Genomic DNA, 21243 nt, shown 5'->3' with positions numbered 1-21243 from the left:
GTTATTTGTTGTTTAGTAAATCCATCAAATTGACGTCATTACCTAATAATATTTCGTTTGAATTGATACGTCCTGCTGGAGTATCGTTTTCTAATTTAAGTACACCACGCGGACATACAGCTGCACAAATTCCACAACCTACACATGAAGAGCGTACTATGTTTTCACCTTTTTGAGCATAGCTACGTACATCAATCCCCATTTCGCAATAAGTAGAGCAATTTCCGCAAGAGATGCATTGACCTCCGTTCGTAGTAATTCTGAATTTTGAAAATAAGCGTTGCTGTAAACCTAATATTGCTGCCATTGGACAACCAAAGCGACACCAAACACGATTTCCTAAAATAGGATAAAAACCAACGCCAACCACGCCACTAAAGGCAGCTCCTATAGCAAATCCGTACCATTCACGTAATGAATTACCATCAATAAAAAGGATGTTTCGGTTACCAGAAAAATAATTGATAAGTAAAGATATAATTATAATAGCTACCAACGATAGCATCGTATAAACAGCATCGGCATCTAAGTCTTTTCGTTTGAAAATAAATAAAACACTTGTAAAAACAGCAAGGAAAATAACGATGCCCCAAATGAAATGATCTTTAGTAATAAAACTAATCTCTGGATTGTCTGATAGAAACGTGAAAAGAACGGCAATCGTCATTACGAATGAAAATACCAATACAGAGTGAATCATCCATCTTTCTATTTTCCATGCGGTAACAGATTTATTAGACAAATGTCTAAAACTATCTCCAGCTGTCTCAGCAAGACCTCCACAACCACAAACCCATGAACAATACCAGCGTTTTCCGTAGAAATAAGTTAATATGGGAGAGATGATAAAGATTAAAGCTATTCCAAAAATTAACATAAACATTCCTAAATTACCACCGTCGAACATGGCTTTTAAATGCCAATCATTAAAGAAGTAATAATTAAGAGGCCACATGTTTTTTATATCCTTTGCGAAATACGCTTTTTCTGGATTTAATTTTTCTAGAATTTCAGGAATTAGAAATGCAAATCCTAATTGAAAAAACATGACCGATAAAGTACGGAATAATTGGTATTTATTATGGCGGTATTTTAAAATAAATTTATATCCAAGGCCAAGGATAGCAATAGTATATAAGGTTCCATAAACAAACCATTGACTTGCCGCTTTACCATTTAAAACATAACTAAGCGGATCAAAAAAGCCTACAATTCCTGTATTACTACCACCTTCTTGCGCCAATCCTAAATATTGAGGAAACCAATACAGTACGATATAAAAAGAGGTAAGTATGATACCTGTCATCCAAGCCCAACTCCCTTTACTAGTAAAGTCCTTGTGCCAAACGCCATTATTTTTTATGCCTTCGGGCTGATTTAAATAGGTTCTATTAGCATAGATTGTTATTCCTGCTAAAATAGCTGTTATAGAAGCAGTTAACCATACGCCTTTATTAGGGAACGATACATTAAAGAGCGCTAGTGTCATGATAAAAAGACCAACTAATCCCAGAGTAATCCCTAATTTTTGAACACTATCCATTTGCATGTTCTCATGAGATGCGATAGATATATTTTTGATTGATTTACTCATTTTTTAGTTTTGTTTAGTAGCAAATTGGCTAATGAATTGTTTTTGAATTGCTTGATTGTAGGTTGTATATAATTCGGGGTCAAAATTTGCTGTTGCTAAGTTTGCGATTACATACTCTACCGTTTCTTTTTTAGTTAACACGGCATCAAAAAACTCATGTCGCATTCGAATTCCAAAAGTATTAATCCCTAAAAAGGTGTGATCTTTTTTATCAAAAGCGATTCGGATTGCTTTTTTACCTGAATCATGTTCCCAATAAAAGTGCTCCTCATTTTCTTTGGCTTTAGCCCATACCCAACCGTAGGTTTGATATTCTATGTCTAAAAACTTAGCTGAATTAAACCAATGTCCAGGAGAGTATTTTGTGGGTGTTCCAGTGAGTGTTTGTGCTAATGTCTCTCCCATCATTCTTCCAGTGTACCACACTGCCTCAATTGGTCTACGCTGGTCAATTGCTTGTTGTTGTTCAGCACAGTCTCCAATAGCATAGATATCTTTAATATTGGTTTCTAAATAGCGATTAACTTTGATTCCTTTGTCTAGTTCAATTCCTGATCCTTTTAAAAAAGCTATGTTTGGTGAAACACCGGCAGTAAGACCTACAATTTCACATTCAATAGTTTCTCCTTTATCAGTAAGTATTGACTTTACACGTCCATTTTCATCTGACGTAATTTCAACTAAATTGGTATCTAACCTTAAATCGATATGGTGCTCAAGGATATGGCGATTAATCATCTGGCTTTCGCCAAAAGGTAATACACCGCTCCAAAATGATGCTTCACGCACAAGAAATGTAACGGCGATGTCTCTCGATCGAAGCATTTCAGCTAATTCAATGCCAATTAGGCCGCCACCTACTATTACTGCTCTTTTTGCTGTAGGAGCCCATTCTTCTAAGGATTCTAAATCTTGTTTGTGATACAGGCCAGTCACTCCTTTTAAATCTTGTCCAGGCCAACCATATTTATTAGGTTTAGAACCTGTTGCCAAAACTAATTTATCAAAACTTATTTTTGTATCATTTTCTAATAGAATTTCTTTTTGATCCGGTACAACTGAAGTTACCAACCCTTGAATTAAATCGATATTATTTTTTTTCCAAAAATCATTTTCGTAAGGCTGCGTGTGTTCTAATTTCATGTGCCCCATGAAAACATACATTAGCGCTGTACGTGAAAAGTAAAATTCATGTTCAGCAGATACAATTGTGATTTTCGAATCTGATTTTTTTCTGATATGTCGTGCCAGCGTAACACCAGCAACTCCATTTCCAATAATAACAATATGTTCCATGTTAAAGAATTTTTTGGTTAGGTTAGTAGCAAATTAGATTGATGCTAATGGTTACACTTTTAGTAATCGAATTAAAAAATAGTTTATTTAGTTTTGAAGTCGGCGCCTGCATTAAAATAGTCCGCATCCACTGCAACAAATTTTATATTGGTTAATGTAGCGTGTCCTATTTCATCAGTTAGTCCTTTACCTTCTTGCCATCCCCAGAAAATCCATTTTGTGGCAACGGGTATACCATTTATAGGAGTATAGTCTAAATATTGTATGGCATGAGGATTTTTTTCTGCTTCTGCTTTTCCGCTTTTTACGGTAACTATATAAGCTGCTTTATCAATTAAATTGGTAGTTGCATCTGCATAGACCACATACCAATCATCGGGTGCATCTCCTGTTCCTGATGTAAAAGTTAATTTTTCAGTCAAGAATTTATTGCTGTCTTTTTCTTTATTATCATATGCAGTCCAAATCGTTCCTGGATCAGTAAGTTTGTAAGGAAAGAGGAAAAAATAACTCCAAGTGTAAGCATCAAATCGAACCGCCTCTTCATTAGGAATAGTACTATCATAAAATACTTTATCCTTGTCGATAACTATTTTAGCACCATTTGTATATTCAATAACACCCTTACTTGAATTAGTCAGAAGCGTAAATTTTGCATTCATTCTTTCCGTTCCTCCAAATTCTAGTTTTAAATCAAATTGTATGGCTTCTTTTGATGAAAACTCTTTGGCGAGATGTGCTTTTTCAACACGTTCTGCAAAAGTTACGTTTTCTTCATTTGATTTGCATCCACTGATAGTAATTACAAGAGAAGCTAATAGAGGTAGAATATTAATTTTCATTACAATCTAATTTATTTAAATTAACGTTTATTTTATTGTTTTTACTTAACTAATTATGAGTGCTTTATGATGTTTAAAGTTGCTCTTCTTCTATTATATAAAAACACTAATTACAAATATAACTTTTAGTTTCAGTCTACTTTTAGCATTGGAAACAATTATTATTTGTAGGTACAAATATCAGTAATTTAGATGGGATTACAATTAGTTTAGATTCTTTTTATTGAAAAACAGGAGTAATAAATCAAAGTGTTCGAGCATCACAATACTCATACTTTAACTATTTTTAAAAAAAACAGCCGCAAAAGTTGATTTGCGACTGTTGATTACAATAACCAAAAACAATCTCGGTCATTACTTCTTAATTAAATTTTCTTATGGTAATAACACTTTGTCAATAATGTGTACGATACCGTTTGTACATTTGATATCAGGAATTACCATGTTCGCTGGAGTAGTTATTCCATTACTTTTTACTGTAAATGCTCCGTTAGCAAAAGCACTGTAAGTCAATGTTCCTCCACCAGCTGTCATAGCTGTTAAGCCAGTTTGCTCAGATGTGAATTTACCTGTTCCAACTGCATGGTTCAATAAAACTGAAGCTAAGAATGATGGTGATGCTGCTGATACAGCTGCTACATTTGGAAATCCTGCTGCGATAAAGGCAGCATCTGTAGGTGCATAAATAGTGAAATTGTTATTTGGATCGGATAAAGTAGATGCTAATCCTGATCTTACAACTGCTGCTACTAAAAAGGTAAGTTCTGGTTTTTTGAATACACCTCCACCTGCAACAGCTTGCGCCGATGCAACAATGTTTGCACCCGTAGCAAGCATAACTTTGTCGATTGCATGAACAGTACCATTGCTTGCTGCAACGTTAGTTATAACAATTTTTGATCCATTGATATACAAATCATTTCCTCTTGCAATAAAACGTCTGGTTAGACCTTGTAATGCTGATCCTGAAGTACTACCCGCTGTAAACTGAGTAGATGGTAAGTTTCCGTTAGAAACGTGATATAGTAGTGTGTTCGTTAAAAATGTATTATTTAACGCTCCTAGGCTGCCTGCATCAACTAATCCTAATCTAGCAAAAGCATCATTTGTAGGTGCAAAAACGGTAAAGTTTCCAGAGGCGTCTCCACCGTTTTTGTTACTTAAAACTACTGCTACTCCACCTTGAATAGCTGCTGCTTCAAGTGTACTGAATGCTGGGTTTGTTACTGCGATGTTTGCAATAGTTGGTTTTTCGTCAGCGTAATCGTCATTACAAGATACTAATGAAGCTAGTAATGTAAATGCTAATAAAGCACTTTTTATATTTGAATTTTTCATTTTCTTAATTTAAAGTTGTTGATTAAAATTTGTATACTACTGCACCATAGTAACCAGTTGCTTTTCCGATGTTTCTACCTGCTACTAATGTACTAGCACCTGCAGCTAAACCGAAATCTTTATAAAGAGGAGTGTACAAATTCACACCCACTTTAGTATAATTAACTGTAGTTGCTGGGAAGAATCCTTGAAAACCTTCTCCTAAAATATCGACACCGCCGTTAGTTTTTTGACCAGCGATATAAGCATCTCCATAAAATTTAGAAGCAGCATATCCTAATTTAAGTTCTGATGTTATAGAATTTGGTACATCATTTGACGCTAGATTTACACCAAATTGTCCAGAAGCAAAAACGCCGTTATCCATTTTGAACATTGCAAGTCCAAGTCCGCTAACTGTTGTACTTCTATTTCCAATCGCGATAATAGATTGTAAACCTTCATCAGCTCTGTAATCACTAAGTGGTGTTTTCAATCCTACTGCACCAATTAATCTTAGAGAAGACTTTCCAAAGTTATGGTAGTATGGATTGTACTTTAAGTAGAAAGATACATCTTGAAATCCGCTTCTTTCGTTAGAAAAGTTTAAATTATTCAAAACATCTTGAGAAGCACTTCCTTCAGCTTGAATATAAGGTACTGATAAAACAAGATCTAATTTATCAGATACTCCATAAGTGGCATACAAATTGGTACTGTTTAATTGTACTTCATTAAACACAGGCACACCATCTGTTTCTTGTGGCACCAAGTATACTTTATCATATTTTTCGGAACTATAAGAAACTGAAATGTTTCCTTTTCCTTTACCTTGCATAAATCCACTAATTGGACTTTGAGAATGAGCTGTATTAACATATCCAAATGTTGTCACAGCTAGAATGAGTAATAATTGTTTTTTAATCATAATATTAAATTGTTTTGTTATACTTTCTATCATTTACGGGAGATAGATTGTTATGGTTTTAAAAAAAGTAAAAAAAAACATAATTATTTATTAAATAGCTGTTTTTCAGCTTCTTAAAATTAAGTTAAATAATGTTGTTTTTAATGTTTGTAGCAACTTCGCGGTAATTAAGAGCTAATTTTCTGAGTTGTATATGATTCACCATTTTTTAAAAGGAGGAAGGTTAATAGGAGAGCATATTTGTATCTAAATCTATATAGGTAGATGATAGGATAGGTATAAGACTATTTAAATTTTGTATGCATCACAGTCTATTTATATCGTTGCAGTATTTTATCAGTTGCAACGAGATCAAAGTATTTTATTGCGTTAGAAATGTGAAAATTTTATGGACATCATCATCTACTCTATGGCCCTAACGATGCAACGGTAGTTTGTTGCTATTTTATAATGGCCAAAAAAAAAGTAAGACTATAATTGGATTATAGTCTTACTTAGGAGGAATTATTTTTTTTAGAAAACCAATCAATAAATACAAATTTTTAACAATAATCTGTAAAAGTAGAGCCTACAAATCTATTGGAAATTCTAATTTTGAGAGATAAACAGTTATTCGTTTAGACCCCAGTTGTATTCTTTAAAATTTACTTGAGCATTACTATTTATTTTTGTAGTACTGAATTGGTTTAAAAAATCAATAACAGAACCTTTTGTTTTAAAGTCGGCTGCAAACCAATCAAATATTTTTGAAACTTCAATTTTGCTAGCCGTAATTGTGTTTTTAGATTTATCGTTAATAAAACTTTTTGTCACTGCTTTTAGTTGCTGCTCCAACTTTGCTTCGGTAAACGCTTCGTTTAATAAAATAGGACATGAAACAGAGGCACAGTTGATCGCAAAGTGTATTCTTGGTTCATCCATTTTACGAAGTATTTCGTTTTCGATTCCTTCTAAACTGTATTTTTTTCCAGCAAGAGAAATAAACTTTTTACCCCAAGGGTCATTAATATCTTTGATACTCTTAGTGGGATAATTATCAATAATTAACTTAACTGTATACGCATTGTATGCATTGATCCAGTAGGCAAGAGTCGCATTTCTTGAGGTCGATTTAGTTGGTACATTTGCTGATAACTCATTAAGGTACGCTGTCACAGCTTTGCTATCCTTTTGAAAACCTTTGTAATTAACAAGGCCACTTTTAGAAACATTTTTTTGCAATAAAGCCGTCCAATTAGCATGATTAATTGCTGCTACTTCACTTTTTGATGCAACTACAGTACTTGGTTTTTCAGTTTTAGTAACTATTGTTGTTTCCGTTTTGGTAATTATTTTATCGTTTTCAGCTATCGAGATATTATCATTAGCTACTTCTATGATCGAAGTAGTGACTGTGTCCGAAGTGGTTACCACTGCCGTATCAGTTGAGGTCATCGAATTATTATCAGAAGCAGTGCTCTCTGCGCTATCTTTCGTTTTTCCACAAGAAAGTAGTGGTAACATTAGTAAAGCTAATAGGAAATTTTTCATAGAATAAATTTTTAGTTATTGTAAAATTGTGTTTAGGAAAACATTTCCTCTTGAGATTTAATTATTTTTTAATGGATATAATTCTTGTTTAATAAAATTTTTCGGGAATTCTCCTTCGTCATTAAAACCAAGTTCAATATCTCTACCGCTACTTGGGATATAATTAGTTTTAAATATGTAATCCCAAAGACTTAAGGAAATTCCAAAATTCACACCATACTTGTTAGGGATTTCCTTACTATGATGCCAGATGTGCATTTTAGGATTATTAAAAAGGTACTTTAAAACTCCATAATCCCATCCTAAATTGGCATGGTTTAAATGACCTATTGCTATAGTTATAAAATGGACAATGAAAACATCTTCTAAGTTTACGCCTCCAACCAAAATGATAGGAATATATAGCAGCGATTTGTAAACAATGGGTTCCATCCAATTGTATCTAAAATGAGCTGCAAATCCCATTTCTTTCACGCTATGATGTGTCTTATGTATTTTCCATAAAAAAGGTATGGTGTGTAAAAGACGATGTACGTTCCATTGCAAAAAATCACTTGTGACAAAAAATAGTAGTAAGGCTAAAGGTTTTGATAACGATGAAATAGAGAATAATTGAATGGAAGCTAATTCAAGTCCAACTATTTTAAGTCCGTCATTTATAAACTGTTCTGCAACATTCGATAATGCAATTAAGAGAATTAAGTTCAGTAGAAAAAAATTGAAGAACAAGTAAAAAAGATCTAGCCAAAAATCTTTACGAAAGATAGCTTGCTGTTTTCTCCAAGGAAATATAATTTCTAGAAACCAAACTACTAATGAAATTGCGATTAAACCATAAAAGTAATTGTCCCATTTCCAGAACAAAATTTCGTTTTTTAAATAATTGAAATATCCACTGTACGAATTTAAAAGGATATCAAAGTATTTTTCCATTTTATGAGCTGTTAGTTTCAAACTTTATTTTTACTTTACTGCGTGTAATTTAGAACTTAATTTAGGTTGTAAAAATAAGATTTAATTCTCGTAAACCTTTATTCCTTTATCTAAGTATTGACTCCACCTTTTATTGTAGGTGTGAACACTATCAGTCGCCTTTTTTTGATTGTTATAAACAGTTCCATTTGCATTTTTATACTCAAATATTCCGCCGTACAAATTATAAACATTTTTATAACCCATCTTTTGCAATTTTTCCGCAATTTTTTCACTGCGGACACCAATAGAGCAATAAACTGCTATGGGCGTATTTTTACTATTTACTTTTTTAGTCACCTTTGTTTTGTCAAATTTACTGTAACCAACAAAGATCGCATTCTTAATATGGCTCGTGTTAAATTCTTTTGGCTCTCTCGCATCTAAAACCACCATCTCAGGTTTAGCTTGCAATTCTTGAACCGATATATAAGGTACCGTTTTATTATTTAATCTATCTAGTTCTTGCGCAATCGTGTTTTGTGCTTGAACAAATGTAGTAAGTAGTAAAACAATTAGAGTAATTTGAATTTTCATGTTAGTGCTTTTTATTTTTTATCAATGAATTCATTTGTAACGTATCATTTACTATACCATACTTTTATTAATTTAAATTTTGTTACCTCTATTTAACCTTATCTCCTTTTATATACGAGATTTAATCCGTTTGGTTTTAAAACAAAAAGTTATTTATTTTCGTATAGACTTACTCTTATACATTAACGGTGTTAAGTAGCACCTTTTTTTCACGGTAAAAGCATTGTGGGAAGTACTAGTAAAGAATGATCTAGATTTTTATTGAATTAAAACAATTGCCATTTTGACAGTTAGTTACCTTGATCTCGTTATCCTAAAATTTGTGGTTTTTTCAAAACGCAGTATGTATTATTAAAAGTTGGCTAACAACTACTATTATTAAAGTAACTATTTGTTTTGTTACTAAATTAACTACCTAATCAATTATAGTAGGTATTAGGTAGTTAAATTATAGATTTTATATTTTTAAAATTGAAACTTGAATTAATTTACAATTTATTACAAACATTATTTTACTTAAACCATTTTTACTGTTTTTCGTTCTAATATAAATTTAGTTTTTTGGTATCGTAAAATAAAATATTGAACCTTTGCCCAATTTTGATTCCACCCAGATCGAACCACCTAGAAACTCTACTTGTCTTTTGACAATAGAAAGCCCTATACCCGTTCCTTCATACTCTTCGTTGTTATGTAGTCTTTGAAAAATAACAAAGATTTTTGAAAAGAATTGAGAGTCGATTCCGATTCCATTATCTTTTATGCTAAACTGCCATTCAAGCTCTTTTTCTAAAGCGTTAATTTCAATAATAGGCGCAATACCTTCAGTCGAATACTTTATAGCATTGTCAAGTAAGCAGTGAAAAACTTGAGTTACTGCTGCTTTGTATGACAATAGCACTGGTAGGCTATCTGAATTAATTTCAACAGACTTATTTTTTATACTACTTCTTCGTAATAATTTGTAGCTATTTATAATTTCATTTAATTCAATACTTTCCTTTTCTTCAGTTGATTTGCCAGCTCTTGAATAATCTAGTAGATCTAGAATTATTTTCTTCATTCTTGTAGCGCCATCTGTAGCAAAATAGATGTATCGTAATGCCTTTTCATCAAGTAAATCACCATATTTGCGCTTCAATAGGTCCATAAAACTGGATATCATTCGCAGCGGTTCTTGTAAATCATGCGAAGCGACAAAAGCAAACTGCTCTAGTTCTTCATTAGATCGTTCTAGCTCTTGGGCATGTAATTTTAAGCTATGGTTCAATTCGCTTAATTGCAATGTCAATTGTTTTTGATGCGTAATATCAGTCATGGCACCCACCATTCGAATTGCTTCACCTAAATCATCACGGATGATTAATCCCCTGTCAATTATATAAATAATCTCTCTTTTGTCATTATATATCCGGTATTCAAATTCCCAACGATTAACAGTAGGATTAGCTAAAGCTTCATTAACACTTTCTTGAATTTTTGCAAGATCGTCTTCATGAAATTTATCTTTCCATAAATCAGTACCTACTAAGGTCTGTAGTGTTGTCCCGCCAAAGAATCGCTCTATAGCTTTTGAACGGAAAAAAGTATTGTTTATAATGTCCCAATCCCAAATTGCATCGTTAGTTGCCTCAGTTACTTTTTCAAATCGCTCGTTAGATTTGCGCAATTGCTCCTCTATTCTTTTACGAGCAGTAACATCACGGAAAAATACCGATAAACCATTAGTTGATGGATAAATATGATTTTCAAACCACATATTATAAGGTTCATAATATTCTTCTACATAGCAATACTCTTGTGTTTTCATAGCTTTTTCATAAGCACGATGTAACGATTGATTACGTCCTTCGGGAAATTCAGTCCAAATGTGTTTACCCACTATCGTTTCTGGATCAGTATTGAAAATTTCCCCCGCTTTTTTGTTCATATGAGTATAACACCAATTGGAGTCCAGAGATACAAAAGCTTCAGTGATGCGCTCTAGAATGCTATTTTTTTCTTTATAAACAAGTATGAATTCTTCTTCCGCTTTTTTACGCTCGGTAATGTCTAGTACAATGGCAATAAAACTTTTTTTGTTACCAATTGACACTAATTGTAAATGAACTTCAGTAGGATATAGGGTTCCATCTTTTCGTTCATGTGAAGTGAAAAATATAATTTTGCTTTTTTCTTTATTTATCAGTGGACTAATTAAATCTTTAAAGGATTCTAGGTTGAAGTCGGGCTTAATGTCGAAAGGTGTTAAATTACGTATCTCATCTTCAGTATAGCCAAGATTTACCAATGCACCTTTATTTAAATAATTAAACTTAAAGGTTTTATAGTCAAAAATATAAATTTCATTAAGGCTATTTTCGATGGTGGTTAGTAAACTGTTTCTCTCTAATTCAGACTTTTTGCGTTCTGTAATATCTTGACAACTACCAACTGCAATTAAAGGAGTTTCATTTTCATCAAAATCTACTTTCCATCGCTCTTCTACTGTTTTTTCTGTGCCATCTTTTGATAGGATGCGGTGTTCAATAAAGTGATTACGCTTCGTGCTATCCATTAATGAATCGCCTAAGGCTTTCTCAACTTTTTCTTGATCTAATGGATGAACGTGGCTCATGAATTTTTGATGGTTCATGTCCTCGCCATCATTATCAATTCCAAAAATGCGATAGGTTTCATCAGACCAACTTAGCGTAAAATCTTTCAAGTTAGTTTCCCAACTTCCTATTTTAGCGATTTTTTGAGCATTTTCGAGATGAGTTTGCTGCAATTGTAATTGAAAGGCTAAAGCTCGATATTCTTGCTCGCTTTGCACTATTTTTAGTTCTGTATTTTTACGTTCGGTAATATCTTGGAAACTTCCGTAAATTTTCACACAAACATTATTGATTCTTTCACTTTTACCTGATGCCTTAACCCAACATTTATTTCCTTTTCCTGTGATTAAAAGTAATTCTTCTTCAAACTCAACTCCGTCTTGAATCAAACGATTTATGGCACGCTCCGTAAGCGTTTTGCTTTCTCCAATTTGGAGTTCAATTAAACCGGTTAACGAAGGATCATAATTTTTGTCTAGTTCTAAAATATCCCAGATAATTGGCGACCAATACATACCATCTTCACGTTCGTTTAAAACATCCATTTCCCAACTTCCTAAACGTGCAATTTTACTAGCCTCCTCAAGAAGCATTTCATTTTTAGCCTCTTGCGTAATATCTAAAACAATAGAGTTAAATAGGATAGTACCGTCAACTAAAAAACTAGGAGTTCCGTGACCTATGTGAGTTCGTAACTCCCCATTTGGATGCATATATTTAACTCGACTGGTCCATTTCGCTTTGTTTGTAATTGAGCTAAGTATGCTGTTTTGTACTTCATCGAAGTGATCTGCTTTTTTAATTTGATTCCACACTATATTGAAACCCTCAGTAACTTGGTGTTTTGTAAAACCCCATAATTCTTCAACATCACCTTGAATAGATCTAATAGAATCAGTTCCGTCAGGGTGTATTAAATACTGGAAAATAATTCCGGGAAGATTATTTGAAAGAGATTGTAATCGCTGTTCAACATCCTTAATAGAACTGATATCTTGAAAGCTACCGTAAAATTTAGTACATGCGCCATTTATGAATTCAGGGTTCCCAATTGATCTAACCCATATCTCTTTTTTATTTGTGGTAACTACTACTGCTTCAAAATCAAAGGCTTCACCGCTGCTTATTGAATTGGAGATTCCAGTTTTTACCATTTCACGGAAATCTTCTCTGTAAAAGGTAATAGCTGATTCTAATTCTGGTGTGTAGGTATTTGGATCTGTTTCGTGCATTTTATGAACCTCCTCAGACCAATACAGTGATTGATTACTAAAATCGACTTCCCAACTTCCTATTTTAGCGAGTGATCCTACTTTTTCGTTCAGTTCTCTTAACTTCTTTTCTTCTGTAATACTTTTTACAATCGAGAAAACTACGCCTTCATCTATGGAAGGTTGACTATTCCAACTTAGCCAAACTATTTCTCCTTTTTTAGTTAGGTAACGAACTTCAAATTTAAAGGTCGATTGTCCTTTGATAATCTTTTCGAATTCTGTTGCTGCAATATCAATGTCTTCAGGATGAATGAATTGTTTGTAGGATTGAAATAGTAACTCCTCTTCTGTGTAACCAAGTATTGTAGTTACAGCTTGATTAATTTTCACAAATCGACCATTAAAATCAATCGTACACACGATATCGGGTATAGATGCAAACATTATGTTTAAATCAGTTTCTAGTTTTTTACGGTTTAATTCTGACGCAATAAATTGTTCTAAGTGAGCAAGGATTTCACAATGTTTTTTTAGATAAGCAACATCTTTCTTAGTACCAATTTGAAGAACGCCTATAACCTCATTTTTAATAATTAATGGCACACCTAGTAGCGATTTTAATCCTATTTTTTCAGCTGCTTTTTTTCTTACAAATTGTTTGGATATTTCGATACGATCCCATAATATTTGTGTTTTTTCAGCCCAAACAGTACCGCATAAACCTTCGTTTAATTGCAATGAATTGACACCTTCGGTAGTATCGTAAAAAATTAAATCGTTTTGATTTCCTAGGTAGTGACATAACAATTTCATTGCATTTTTTTCTACAGAGGGTACCCATAATTCAATTAAGTCAAATTTCCCAAAATTACTAAGGGTCTTACACAAAGATTTAGCCGCTTTTATGTAATTTTTTTTCGTGTTGAAATCAGTACTAATTTGTGCAAGTAGTTCTTTTTCTAATTCTTTATTTTTTTGTAGAGTGACATCACGTTCTATAGCAATCCAGTGTGTATACCATCCATTATTATCAGCTACAGGTGTAACTGTAAAATTAATCCAAAATTCTTCCCCGTTTTTCTTATAGTTAATAGTAGTCACTTCATAAGATTCCCATTTCCTTATCGCTTCACCTAACTTCTGCAAATCCTCAGAATTTGAATTTGGACCTTGTAGAATGCGAGGTGATTTACCAATTACTTCCTCAGCAGTATAACCGGTCATTTTGGTAAACGCATCATTGACATAAATAATTATTGGCCCTGGATGATCTAATGGTTCAGCTTCGGTAATTAAGACAGCATCATGTGTATTAGTGATTACACTCGTCAATAATTTTAATCGCTGCTCTTCCTTTTTTTGTTTAGTAATATCTCGAGATACTGATATTATTTGATCGATAGGCTCACCTTGCTTACCTACTGGCGATACTAAGACATCCCACCATTTAGGTGTTCCTTTGGCAGTAGCACATAAGGCTGTAAAGTGAGCCACTTCGCCACTTAACGCTTTGTCTAGTGCCTTTTGTACTAACAGCTCATTTTGAGGTCCCCATAAAGTCGACCATTTTTTGTTTTTAACGGTTGAGAAATCATCTATTTCCATTTGACACAACCCGTTGTAATTCATGTATTGAATTTGACCTTCGATGTCTAGTATTTTAAAACAATCTGGACTGCTTTCTAAAACAGTACGATTAAACTGTTCACTAGCTTCAATTTGTTTTCTAGTATTTATAGCTTCAGTGATATCTCTCGAATTAGCCACTAACCCTTGCACAGCTGGATTGTCAAGCATGTTGGTTAGGACTGTTTCAATCCAACGCCATTCATGCTTTCCGTCTCTAAGACGAAAGGGAGGTACAACTACTCTTTTTTCAGTAATAACCTCTTTCATACTCGTCATACAGTGTGCTGCATCATCTGGATGAACAAAATCAAAAACGCTTTTATGGAGGAAATCTTCAGGGGTTATTCCCAGTATTGAAGTCGTAGTGGGGCTAGTATAAATGTACTTACCCTCTGCATTGACGATGCTAATCATGTCTGAGCCATCTTGAACTAAGGCCTTAAATCTCAGTTCACTTCGCTGAATTAGTGCGTCTTGTACTACTTTATCAGTGATGTCTCTAGAGTTAGAAACAATACCGTTTATTGCAGGGTTATCTAACATATTTGTTAGTACAGTTTCAATCCAACGCCATTCCTTTTTGTAATTTAAAAATCGATAAGGCTCTACAACAACTGTTTTAGTACGGCTTATTTTTTTTAAACTCTCTAAAGTTCGCTGTTCATCATCTGGATGTATAAATTGAAAGGCATTTTTACCAATATACTCTTCCGGAGTAAAGCCAAGGACTATTTGATTTGTGGGACTAACAAATTTATAATTACCATCTTCATCTAATATCGTAACCATATCAGAGCCCTCTTGAACTAGGGCTTTAAAACGTTGTTCGCTTAACTGGATGATTTTATCATGCTCATTTTTTTCTTTACCATCTCTGGCAACACAGTATATTAATTTGGTTTCGCTATCCCATCGAGCAGACCATAAATTATAAGCAATATCCCCATTTTTCTTTTTGTATCGGTTTTCAAAAGATCTAATTTCTTCCCCGTTGAAGATAGCACTTGTAATAGCATTAGTTTTAGCGATATCTTCCTCTAAAATTAAATCTAGAAAAGGTGTATTAACCAATTCTTCGGGCAAATAGCCCCACAGGTCAACTACAGCCGCACTGATGTAAACAAAATAACCTTCACTATTTATTGTACAAAAAACATCTAATGAGGCATCAATCAATTGATTGGCTTCTGAACGTTGCTTTACTATTCGGGTAATATCTTTCCATTGACAAGCGATAGCGTATACCTTACTATCAGCATCATATAACGGCTCGAAAGTATTTTGACCATATTGAATTTTTTTTGTTTCTGGATGATAAAAGTGTTCCTCTATCTCAAAGTGCTCACCTTGAAATGCTCTATCGTAAAATGCTTTCCATTTTTCAGTGTAGCCTTCGCCAAAACCTTCTGCAAAAACGGGTTTATTAAGCTCTTTTTTTGCTCCGGTACCTTGCAGCATTAAATTTTGATAACTTTTATTGGCATAGACAAGTAGGTAATCTCTATCAACTACCCAAAAAAGTGCTGCACTTTGGTCTAAAAGCTGGGTGGTATAATCATTTTGTTTCATGCAAAAAAAAAGTATTTATTGATTTCTTTGGGGCTTCTTATTACTCTGATTAACTTAAATATTGCAATTAAACAATTAATTAGTAACATTGTCGTCACGAATTTAAAGGTTTATCAATGCTGTCTTATTTTAAAAAATCTAGAAGTATACAGGTAAAATTTAAAATAATGACTTTAAAATAGAAATTTTATTTTTAAAAAAGTACAAATTTCTTTCTCTCCTAAAATAATACTTTAATACTATTGTACAAAATAATAGTATTTTTTTTCTAATTTGATCGTAAACAACCTGTTGTGAATTATTTTTCAAGATAAAGCTACTAAATATATAAAGTTGGCAAAATAGTCTAATTGTTACTTTGTAATCGATTACTGATTAGTGAATTGTTTTTTATCATAACAGTTGAATGTAAAGTAATTTTAAAAAAAAAAAACATTTCATGACAAAATGGACTATTGTCTTTGAGGGTGTACTGCGTAATGAAGTCTAAAAATGAAATACTTCTACTTTAATTTTTACAATAAGCTACATTTTGAAATTGGTGATTAGTTTTGTTAGCTATCATTTTTTATTTACCATAGACTCTAAATTGTGAAGTAACATTAAAAGTGGAACATAAATAAGACAGTGAAATAGTAAACAATCGATACGATTTCTTTGTCAGAAGTTCTGGCAATTGCAACAGTACAGACAAAATCAAACTGATGTTCGTTTTTACTACATAGAAAAACCAATGATTTTACTTTAAATTATGATCAAAAGAATGTACACAAACTAAACAGGTATGTTGTCTTAAAATATAGCTAAAGGAATCTCACTAAATGATTATTTATATTTCGAACTAGTAGTGGATTCTTCTCTAATGATTTTCCGTACTGGCTATTTGTGATTATGGTCCTAGTTACATGTTGTGTTAACTCGCCGTTTGGAAAGACGAAACCTTCAATATCAAATTGAGCGAACTCGTCACGCGCTTTATAGATAAGGATGCAGGAACTCATGTAGAACACTGTTAAAGTGAAATTGTTTTGTACTGTGGTATAAAATTAGATTGACAAGAAATAGAAATCATAATTTTCGTGTATTCGATTAGGTTATTTTTAGATGTCGTTGAGCTGCAGTTTAAATTTCTTAAAAATATAAATCAGGTAAAGATTTCTTGAAACATAAAAAAGCGGTAAATTTAAAGTATTATTCTTCACTGATATTATTAAATAGATAGTTAAATGAAATTCAAATATTACTATTATTTCACCATTTTATTTTTAATGCTTTCTTGTTCGAAAAAAGTAGAAGGAATACATCCCACTGTTAGTGATGTGACCGAAAGTGTCTATGCCTCGGGAGTAATTAAGGCTGATGATCAATACACTGTTTTTTCTACTGTAAACGGTATTTTGCAAACTATAAAAGTAACCGCTGGAGAATCTATTAGTCAAGGGCAGTTATTATTCGAAATAGAAAGCAAAAAAGCCGACCTTGATACTCAAAATGCGCAATTAACTTTCCAATTGAGTGCAGAAAACAGTCGTTATATTCAAGATCGCATTGCTGAAATGGAAATTAAAGTTCAGGCTGCAAAGGACAAACTAACTCTTGACGAGTCGCTTTTGAATAGGAATAAAAAAGTAAGAGCTCTGGAAGGTATTTCTGAGGTTGATTTTGAAAGAATCGAACTGACGTATAAAAGTTCAAAACTTAATTATGAAAGTACTACAAAACAATTGTCGCAACTCAGATCGCAATTAAAAAATGATCAAAACCGAAATAGTAATAGACTGAAATACTCGCAAAAATCGCAAAGTGATTACAATATAAAAAGTGCTTTTACAGGACGTTTATTTGATGTCTTAGTCAAGGAAGGGAGCTTGGTAACTAATCAGACTCCGCTTGCCATAATAGGTAAATCAGATTCGTTTTTATTGGAATTAGAAGTAGACGAAAACGATATGGTTCGAGTGGCTATTGGTCAAAGAGTGGTGGTAACGATGGATAGTTACAAAGGACAAACTTTTGACGCTACAGTAGATAAAATTTATCCCATCATGGACGAGCGTTCTCGTACTTTTAAAATCGAAGCGCACTTTGTACAACCACCTCAAAAACTATATCCTAACCTAACGGCCGAAGCCAATATTATTATCAAAACCAAGAAGAACGCCATCACTATTCCGAGAAGTTATTTGATAGATAATCAATATGTACTCGTAAATGAAGATGAAAAAAGAAAAGTAAAAATTGGCTTGAGTGATTACGAAAAGGTAGAGATAGTAGAAGGATTAAAAAAAGAAGAAACGATTTACATTCCAAAACAGTGAATTACAAACTGATTTTAAATATCGCTTTTCACTTGCTAAGAGCCAGACTGAAACAAACTATTGTTGCTGCCGTGGGAGTTACTTTTAGTATCGCTATGTTTATCTCTTTGGTTAGTTTTATGAGCGGTTTAAATGATTTGCTCGATGGGCTAATGCTAAATAGAACGCCGCATATCCGAATGTTTAATGAAGTAAAACCATCGGAAAATCAACCTCTGTCATTATCGAAGGATTATAAAAAAAATACCGTTTTCATTCATTCGATCAAACCAAAAGATAGAGGTAGATCGATCTACAACAGCATGTCGATTATTAGTACTTTGAAGCAAGACAAACGTGTAATTGATGTTGCACCAAAGGTAACGGCCTCTGTTTTATTTAATTCTGGGACAATTGAGATTTCCGGCTTTGTGAACGGAATCGATGTGGTTGCAGAGAACACTCTTTTTAAAATTAGTGATTATATAAAAGAAGGTAAATTATCAGATTTGAATCAGAATAACAGTATTATTATTGGAAAAGGATTGTCGGATAAGATGTTACTTTCAAAAGGAGATATCATAAAAGTATCTACTTCAAATGGGAATTTAGCCTCTTTAAAAATAGTAGGTATTTCAGAAACTGGCATTGCCGATATAGATAATATGTCGAGTTATACGGCATTGACGACCGCTCAAACATTATTGGGGCAACCTAAAAATTATATTACAGATATTCAGGTGAACCTTTATAACAAAGAAGAAGCTGTGGCGATGGCCAAAGAATTCCATAGCACGTTCAACTTAGATACAACGGATTACTTGGCTGCAAATGTGCAATTTGAAACCGGAAGTACCGTTCGAAGCATTATTTCTTATGCAGTAGGAATCGTCTTGTTGATTGTAGCTGGTTTTGGGATTTATAATATTTTGAATATGATGATTTATGAAAAGATGGATAGTATTGCAATTCTCAAAGCCACAGGATTTTCTGGTAGCGATGTAAAATGGATTTTTATATCCTTATCTGTCATAATTGGTGTTGCAGGAGGTATCTGTGGATTAATTTTCGGTTATATATTTTCGAGTATTATTGATGTAATTCCATTCACGACGACTTCTGTGCCTTCTGTGACCACCTATCCCATTGATTATAATAGTAGTTATTATGGTATCGGAATTGTGTTTGCACTGTCTACAACAATCATCTCTGGTTTGTTTCCGGCGATAAAAGCAAGCAAGGTTGATCCCGTTGAAATTATTAGAGGAAAATAAGATGAAAAACACCGCATTAGAAACTAGGAGCTTAGTGAAATATTTTTATAATCCGACGAAATTTCAAGTCATCAAAGATGTTAATTTAAAAATTAATTATGGTGAATTTGTTTCTATTGTAGGAAAATCGGGTTGCGGTAAATCGACTTTGTTGTATTTATTATCCACAATGGATACGGATTATGAGGGACAGTTATTTATTCATGATGAACTAATTACGGGACAATCGGATAGAAATTTGGCTAAAATCAGAAATGAGAAAATCGGATTTGTATTTCAATTTCATTACCTATTACCTGAATACAATGTGCTCAACAATGTTATGCTTCCGGGACTTAAATTGGGAAAATATTCAAAACAAGAATTAGAGCAAAAAGCGATGAAGCACTTAAGAACCTTAGAAATTGAGCAGCATGCTTTAAAAATGCCCAATCAATTGAGTGGAGGCGAAAAGCAGCGGGTTGCTATTGCCCGTGCTTTAATAAACGATCCTTTGATCATCATGGGCGATGAACCTACTGGGAATTTGGATCGTAAAAGTGGAGATATTGTATTTGATATCTTCAAAAAATTAGCTACAGATTATAACCAAACCATTCTTATCGTTACGCATGACCCCGATTTTGCACAAAAAACGGATAGAATTATCACTATGGAGGATGGTAAGATCGTTTCTTGAAGAATCAGATCTAAATATTGGGTTTTCCTTATAATTATAAAAAATTTGACAATCTATATTTTTGATGTGGCTTACTTGATAGATTTGACTACTCAAATACGGGGAGGAAGTTTATTATATTATAAGGAAGCTTTGTGCTCATAATGTCAAGTTCAGGTGCTTTTTTACTATGAAATGGTTCCTATGCTAATTAATATTATTTTAAAAATTATATAAATGGATCCACATAAACTAAAATTATTGAAAGAGCTCGCTCAACTTGGGGATGTAAAGTATTTTACCAAAAGCAAAAAGTATATTATAATAGCTGAAGAGACAGTAAAACTAAAAACACAAGCTGATGCTATTTTGTATTTTTTACAAAAGTTAGATATTGATATGGTGAATTCTATTTTAGCAGATAATCGTACATATCAGAATTTTGAAAAGAAAAAATTCATCAGGAAACTGGATAATGCAATGGATGTGTTTCTTACCGCAGGTGATACTTTTTTAAACAAGTACATAGGGTTTTGCAATTCACAAGAATGTAATTTCAAGTGCAGCGGCTATTCATTTGTAGGGAATAATTCAAGTAACTATTTTGACTTAATTATTGAAGTTGAGGAGGGTATTGTACATGATATTTATGAATGCTCAAAATTTAAATGCCAAGAAGAAGGAGTAAGAAGAAAGATTCAAGTAGAAATTGATAAAAACGACATGCCTTTTTAAAAGCTATTTTGAAATAAACAGTAGGTCTAAGTTTGTTTTTACTTTAACAGTATATCATGATATTCTAAAAATTTGCTAAATATCCCTTTCTAAATTCAGCAAAAAAAAGTATAAATTACTACCTTAAGTTGGCGCCTAAAAAAACAAAACCCTTGTAAACAAAAAAGGTTTACAAGGGTTTTTGTGGAGTGAATGAGACTAGAATCGAACACCTTCTTTCTTTTTTAGGGCTTTTGACTAAGTAAAATTAATTT

At 33.0% G+C, this 21243-nt stretch carries 14 protein-coding genes; 4 read left to right on the top strand and 10 right to left on the bottom strand.

Annotated elements, in window-relative coordinates:
* Position 1: 1 nt before the first annotated feature.
* The 10 genes from H8R22_RS11960 to H8R22_RS11915 all read right to left on the bottom strand — a co-directional run bounded on the left by H8R22_RS11960 (position 2) and on the right by H8R22_RS11915 (position 17026).
* Complete coding sequence (locus tag H8R22_RS11960) at positions 2-1594, bottom strand: 4Fe-4S binding protein (protein ID WP_187010622.1); 1593 nt, start codon at positions 1592-1594, stop codon at positions 2-4.
* A 3-nt stretch (positions 1595-1597) separates the two neighbouring features.
* A complete protein-coding gene (locus H8R22_RS11955) occupies positions 1598-2890 on the bottom strand; it encodes an NAD(P)/FAD-dependent oxidoreductase (protein WP_187010621.1) in 1293 nt (430 codons plus the stop codon).
* Between the two features lie 83 nt (positions 2891-2973).
* Entirely contained in the window at positions 2974-3732 is a 759-nt protein-coding gene (locus H8R22_RS11950; RefSeq protein WP_187010620.1) for a hypothetical protein, read from the bottom strand.
* A 375-nt stretch (positions 3733-4107) separates the two neighbouring features.
* Positions 4108-5070, bottom strand: coding sequence for a fasciclin domain-containing protein (locus H8R22_RS11945; RefSeq protein WP_187010619.1), 963 nt, complete (start codon positions 5068-5070; stop codon positions 4108-4110).
* Positions 5071-5092: 22 nt separating this feature from the next.
* Entirely contained in the window at positions 5093-5977 is an 885-nt protein-coding gene (locus tag H8R22_RS11940) for a hypothetical protein (RefSeq protein WP_187010618.1), read from the bottom strand.
* Between the two features lie 609 nt (positions 5978-6586).
* Positions 6587-7507, bottom strand: a complete 921-nt coding sequence (locus H8R22_RS11935; RefSeq protein WP_225876023.1) for a DUF547 domain-containing protein — start codon at positions 7505-7507, stop codon at positions 6587-6589.
* Positions 7508-7564: 57 nt separating this feature from the next.
* A complete protein-coding gene (locus H8R22_RS11930; protein WP_187010617.1) occupies positions 7565-8440 on the bottom strand; it encodes a sterol desaturase family protein in 876 nt (291 codons plus the stop codon).
* Positions 8441-8521: 81 nt separating this feature from the next.
* Positions 8522-9016 carry a rhodanese-like domain-containing protein gene (locus H8R22_RS11925; protein ID WP_187010616.1) on the bottom strand — a complete coding sequence of 165 codons (495 nt, stop codon included), beginning with the start codon at positions 9014-9016 and terminating at the stop codon, positions 8522-8524.
* Between the two features lie 553 nt (positions 9017-9569).
* The gene (locus H8R22_RS11920) at positions 9570-16025 is read right to left on the bottom strand and encodes a PAS domain S-box protein (RefSeq protein ID WP_187010615.1); all 6456 of its coding nucleotides are present in this window, start codon (positions 16023-16025) and stop codon (positions 9570-9572) included.
* 803 nt (positions 16026-16828) lie between these two features.
* Entirely contained in the window at positions 16829-17026 is a 198-nt protein-coding gene (locus H8R22_RS11915) for a hypothetical protein (RefSeq protein WP_187010614.1), read from the bottom strand.
* A gap of 225 nt (positions 17027-17251) precedes the next feature.
* Here H8R22_RS11915 and H8R22_RS11910 point away from each other — a divergent pair, with 225 nt between their 5' ends.
* From H8R22_RS11910 to H8R22_RS11895, 4 genes are all read left to right on the top strand, one after another.
* Positions 17252-18343, top strand: coding sequence for an efflux RND transporter periplasmic adaptor subunit (locus H8R22_RS11910; protein ID WP_187010613.1), 1092 nt, complete (start codon positions 17252-17254; stop codon positions 18341-18343).
* Positions 18340-19596, top strand: a complete 1257-nt coding sequence (locus H8R22_RS11905) for an ABC transporter permease (protein WP_187010612.1) — start codon at positions 18340-18342, stop codon at positions 19594-19596. The genes H8R22_RS11910 and H8R22_RS11905 overlap by 4 nt, the downstream gene beginning before the upstream one ends.
* A gap of 1 nt (position 19597) precedes the next feature.
* Positions 19598-20275: an ABC transporter ATP-binding protein gene (locus H8R22_RS11900; RefSeq protein ID WP_187010611.1), complete on the top strand. Its 678-nt coding sequence runs from the start codon at positions 19598-19600 to the stop codon at positions 20273-20275.
* A gap of 216 nt (positions 20276-20491) precedes the next feature.
* A complete protein-coding gene (locus H8R22_RS11895) occupies positions 20492-20989 on the top strand; it encodes a hypothetical protein (protein ID WP_187010610.1) in 498 nt (165 codons plus the stop codon).
* The last annotated feature ends 254 nt before the right edge of the window (positions 20990-21243 follow it).

Origin of the sequence: Flavobacterium kayseriense (assembly GCF_014305095.1) — a bacterium.
In the GTDB taxonomy this organism is placed as follows: Bacteria; Bacteroidota; Bacteroidia; order Flavobacteriales; family Flavobacteriaceae; genus Flavobacterium; species Flavobacterium kayseriense.
Note: the sequence above shows the minus strand (reverse complement) of the source record. Positions and strands in the feature narration are given on the sequence as shown.

Coding starts and splice junctions, on each gene's coding strand:
- H8R22_RS11960 (WP_187010622.1), bottom strand. CDS start 1,594: ATGAGTAAATCAATCAAAAATATATCTATCGCATCTCATGAGAACATG.
- H8R22_RS11955 (WP_187010621.1), bottom strand. CDS start 2,890: ATGGAACATATTGTTATTATTGGAAATGGAGTTGCTGGTGTTACGCTG.
- H8R22_RS11950 (WP_187010620.1), bottom strand. CDS start 3,732: ATGAAAATTAATATTCTACCTCTATTAGCTTCTCTTGTAATTACTATC.
- H8R22_RS11945 (WP_187010619.1), bottom strand. CDS start 5,070: ATGAAAAATTCAAATATAAAAAGTGCTTTATTAGCATTTACATTACTA.
- H8R22_RS11940 (WP_187010618.1), bottom strand. CDS start 5,977: ATGATTAAAAAACAATTATTACTCATTCTAGCTGTGACAACATTTGGA.
- H8R22_RS11935 (WP_225876023.1), bottom strand. CDS start 7,507: ATGAAAAATTTCCTATTAGCTTTACTAATGTTACCACTACTTTCTTGT.
- H8R22_RS11930 (WP_187010617.1), bottom strand. CDS start 8,440: ATGGAAAAATACTTTGATATCCTTTTAAATTCGTACAGTGGATATTTC.
- H8R22_RS11925 (WP_187010616.1), bottom strand. CDS start 9,016: ATGAAAATTCAAATTACTCTAATTGTTTTACTACTTACTACATTTGTT.
- H8R22_RS11920 (WP_187010615.1), bottom strand. CDS start 16,025: ATGAAACAAAATGATTATACCACCCAGCTTTTAGACCAAAGTGCAGCA.
- H8R22_RS11915 (WP_187010614.1), bottom strand. CDS start 17,026: ATGAGTTCCTGCATCCTTATCTATAAAGCGCGTGACGAGTTCGCTCAA.
- H8R22_RS11910 (WP_187010613.1), top strand. CDS start 17,252: ATGAAATTCAAATATTACTATTATTTCACCATTTTATTTTTAATGCTT.
- H8R22_RS11900 (WP_187010611.1), top strand. CDS start 19,598: ATGAAAAACACCGCATTAGAAACTAGGAGCTTAGTGAAATATTTTTAT.
- H8R22_RS11895 (WP_187010610.1), top strand. CDS start 20,492: ATGGATCCACATAAACTAAAATTATTGAAAGAGCTCGCTCAACTTGGG.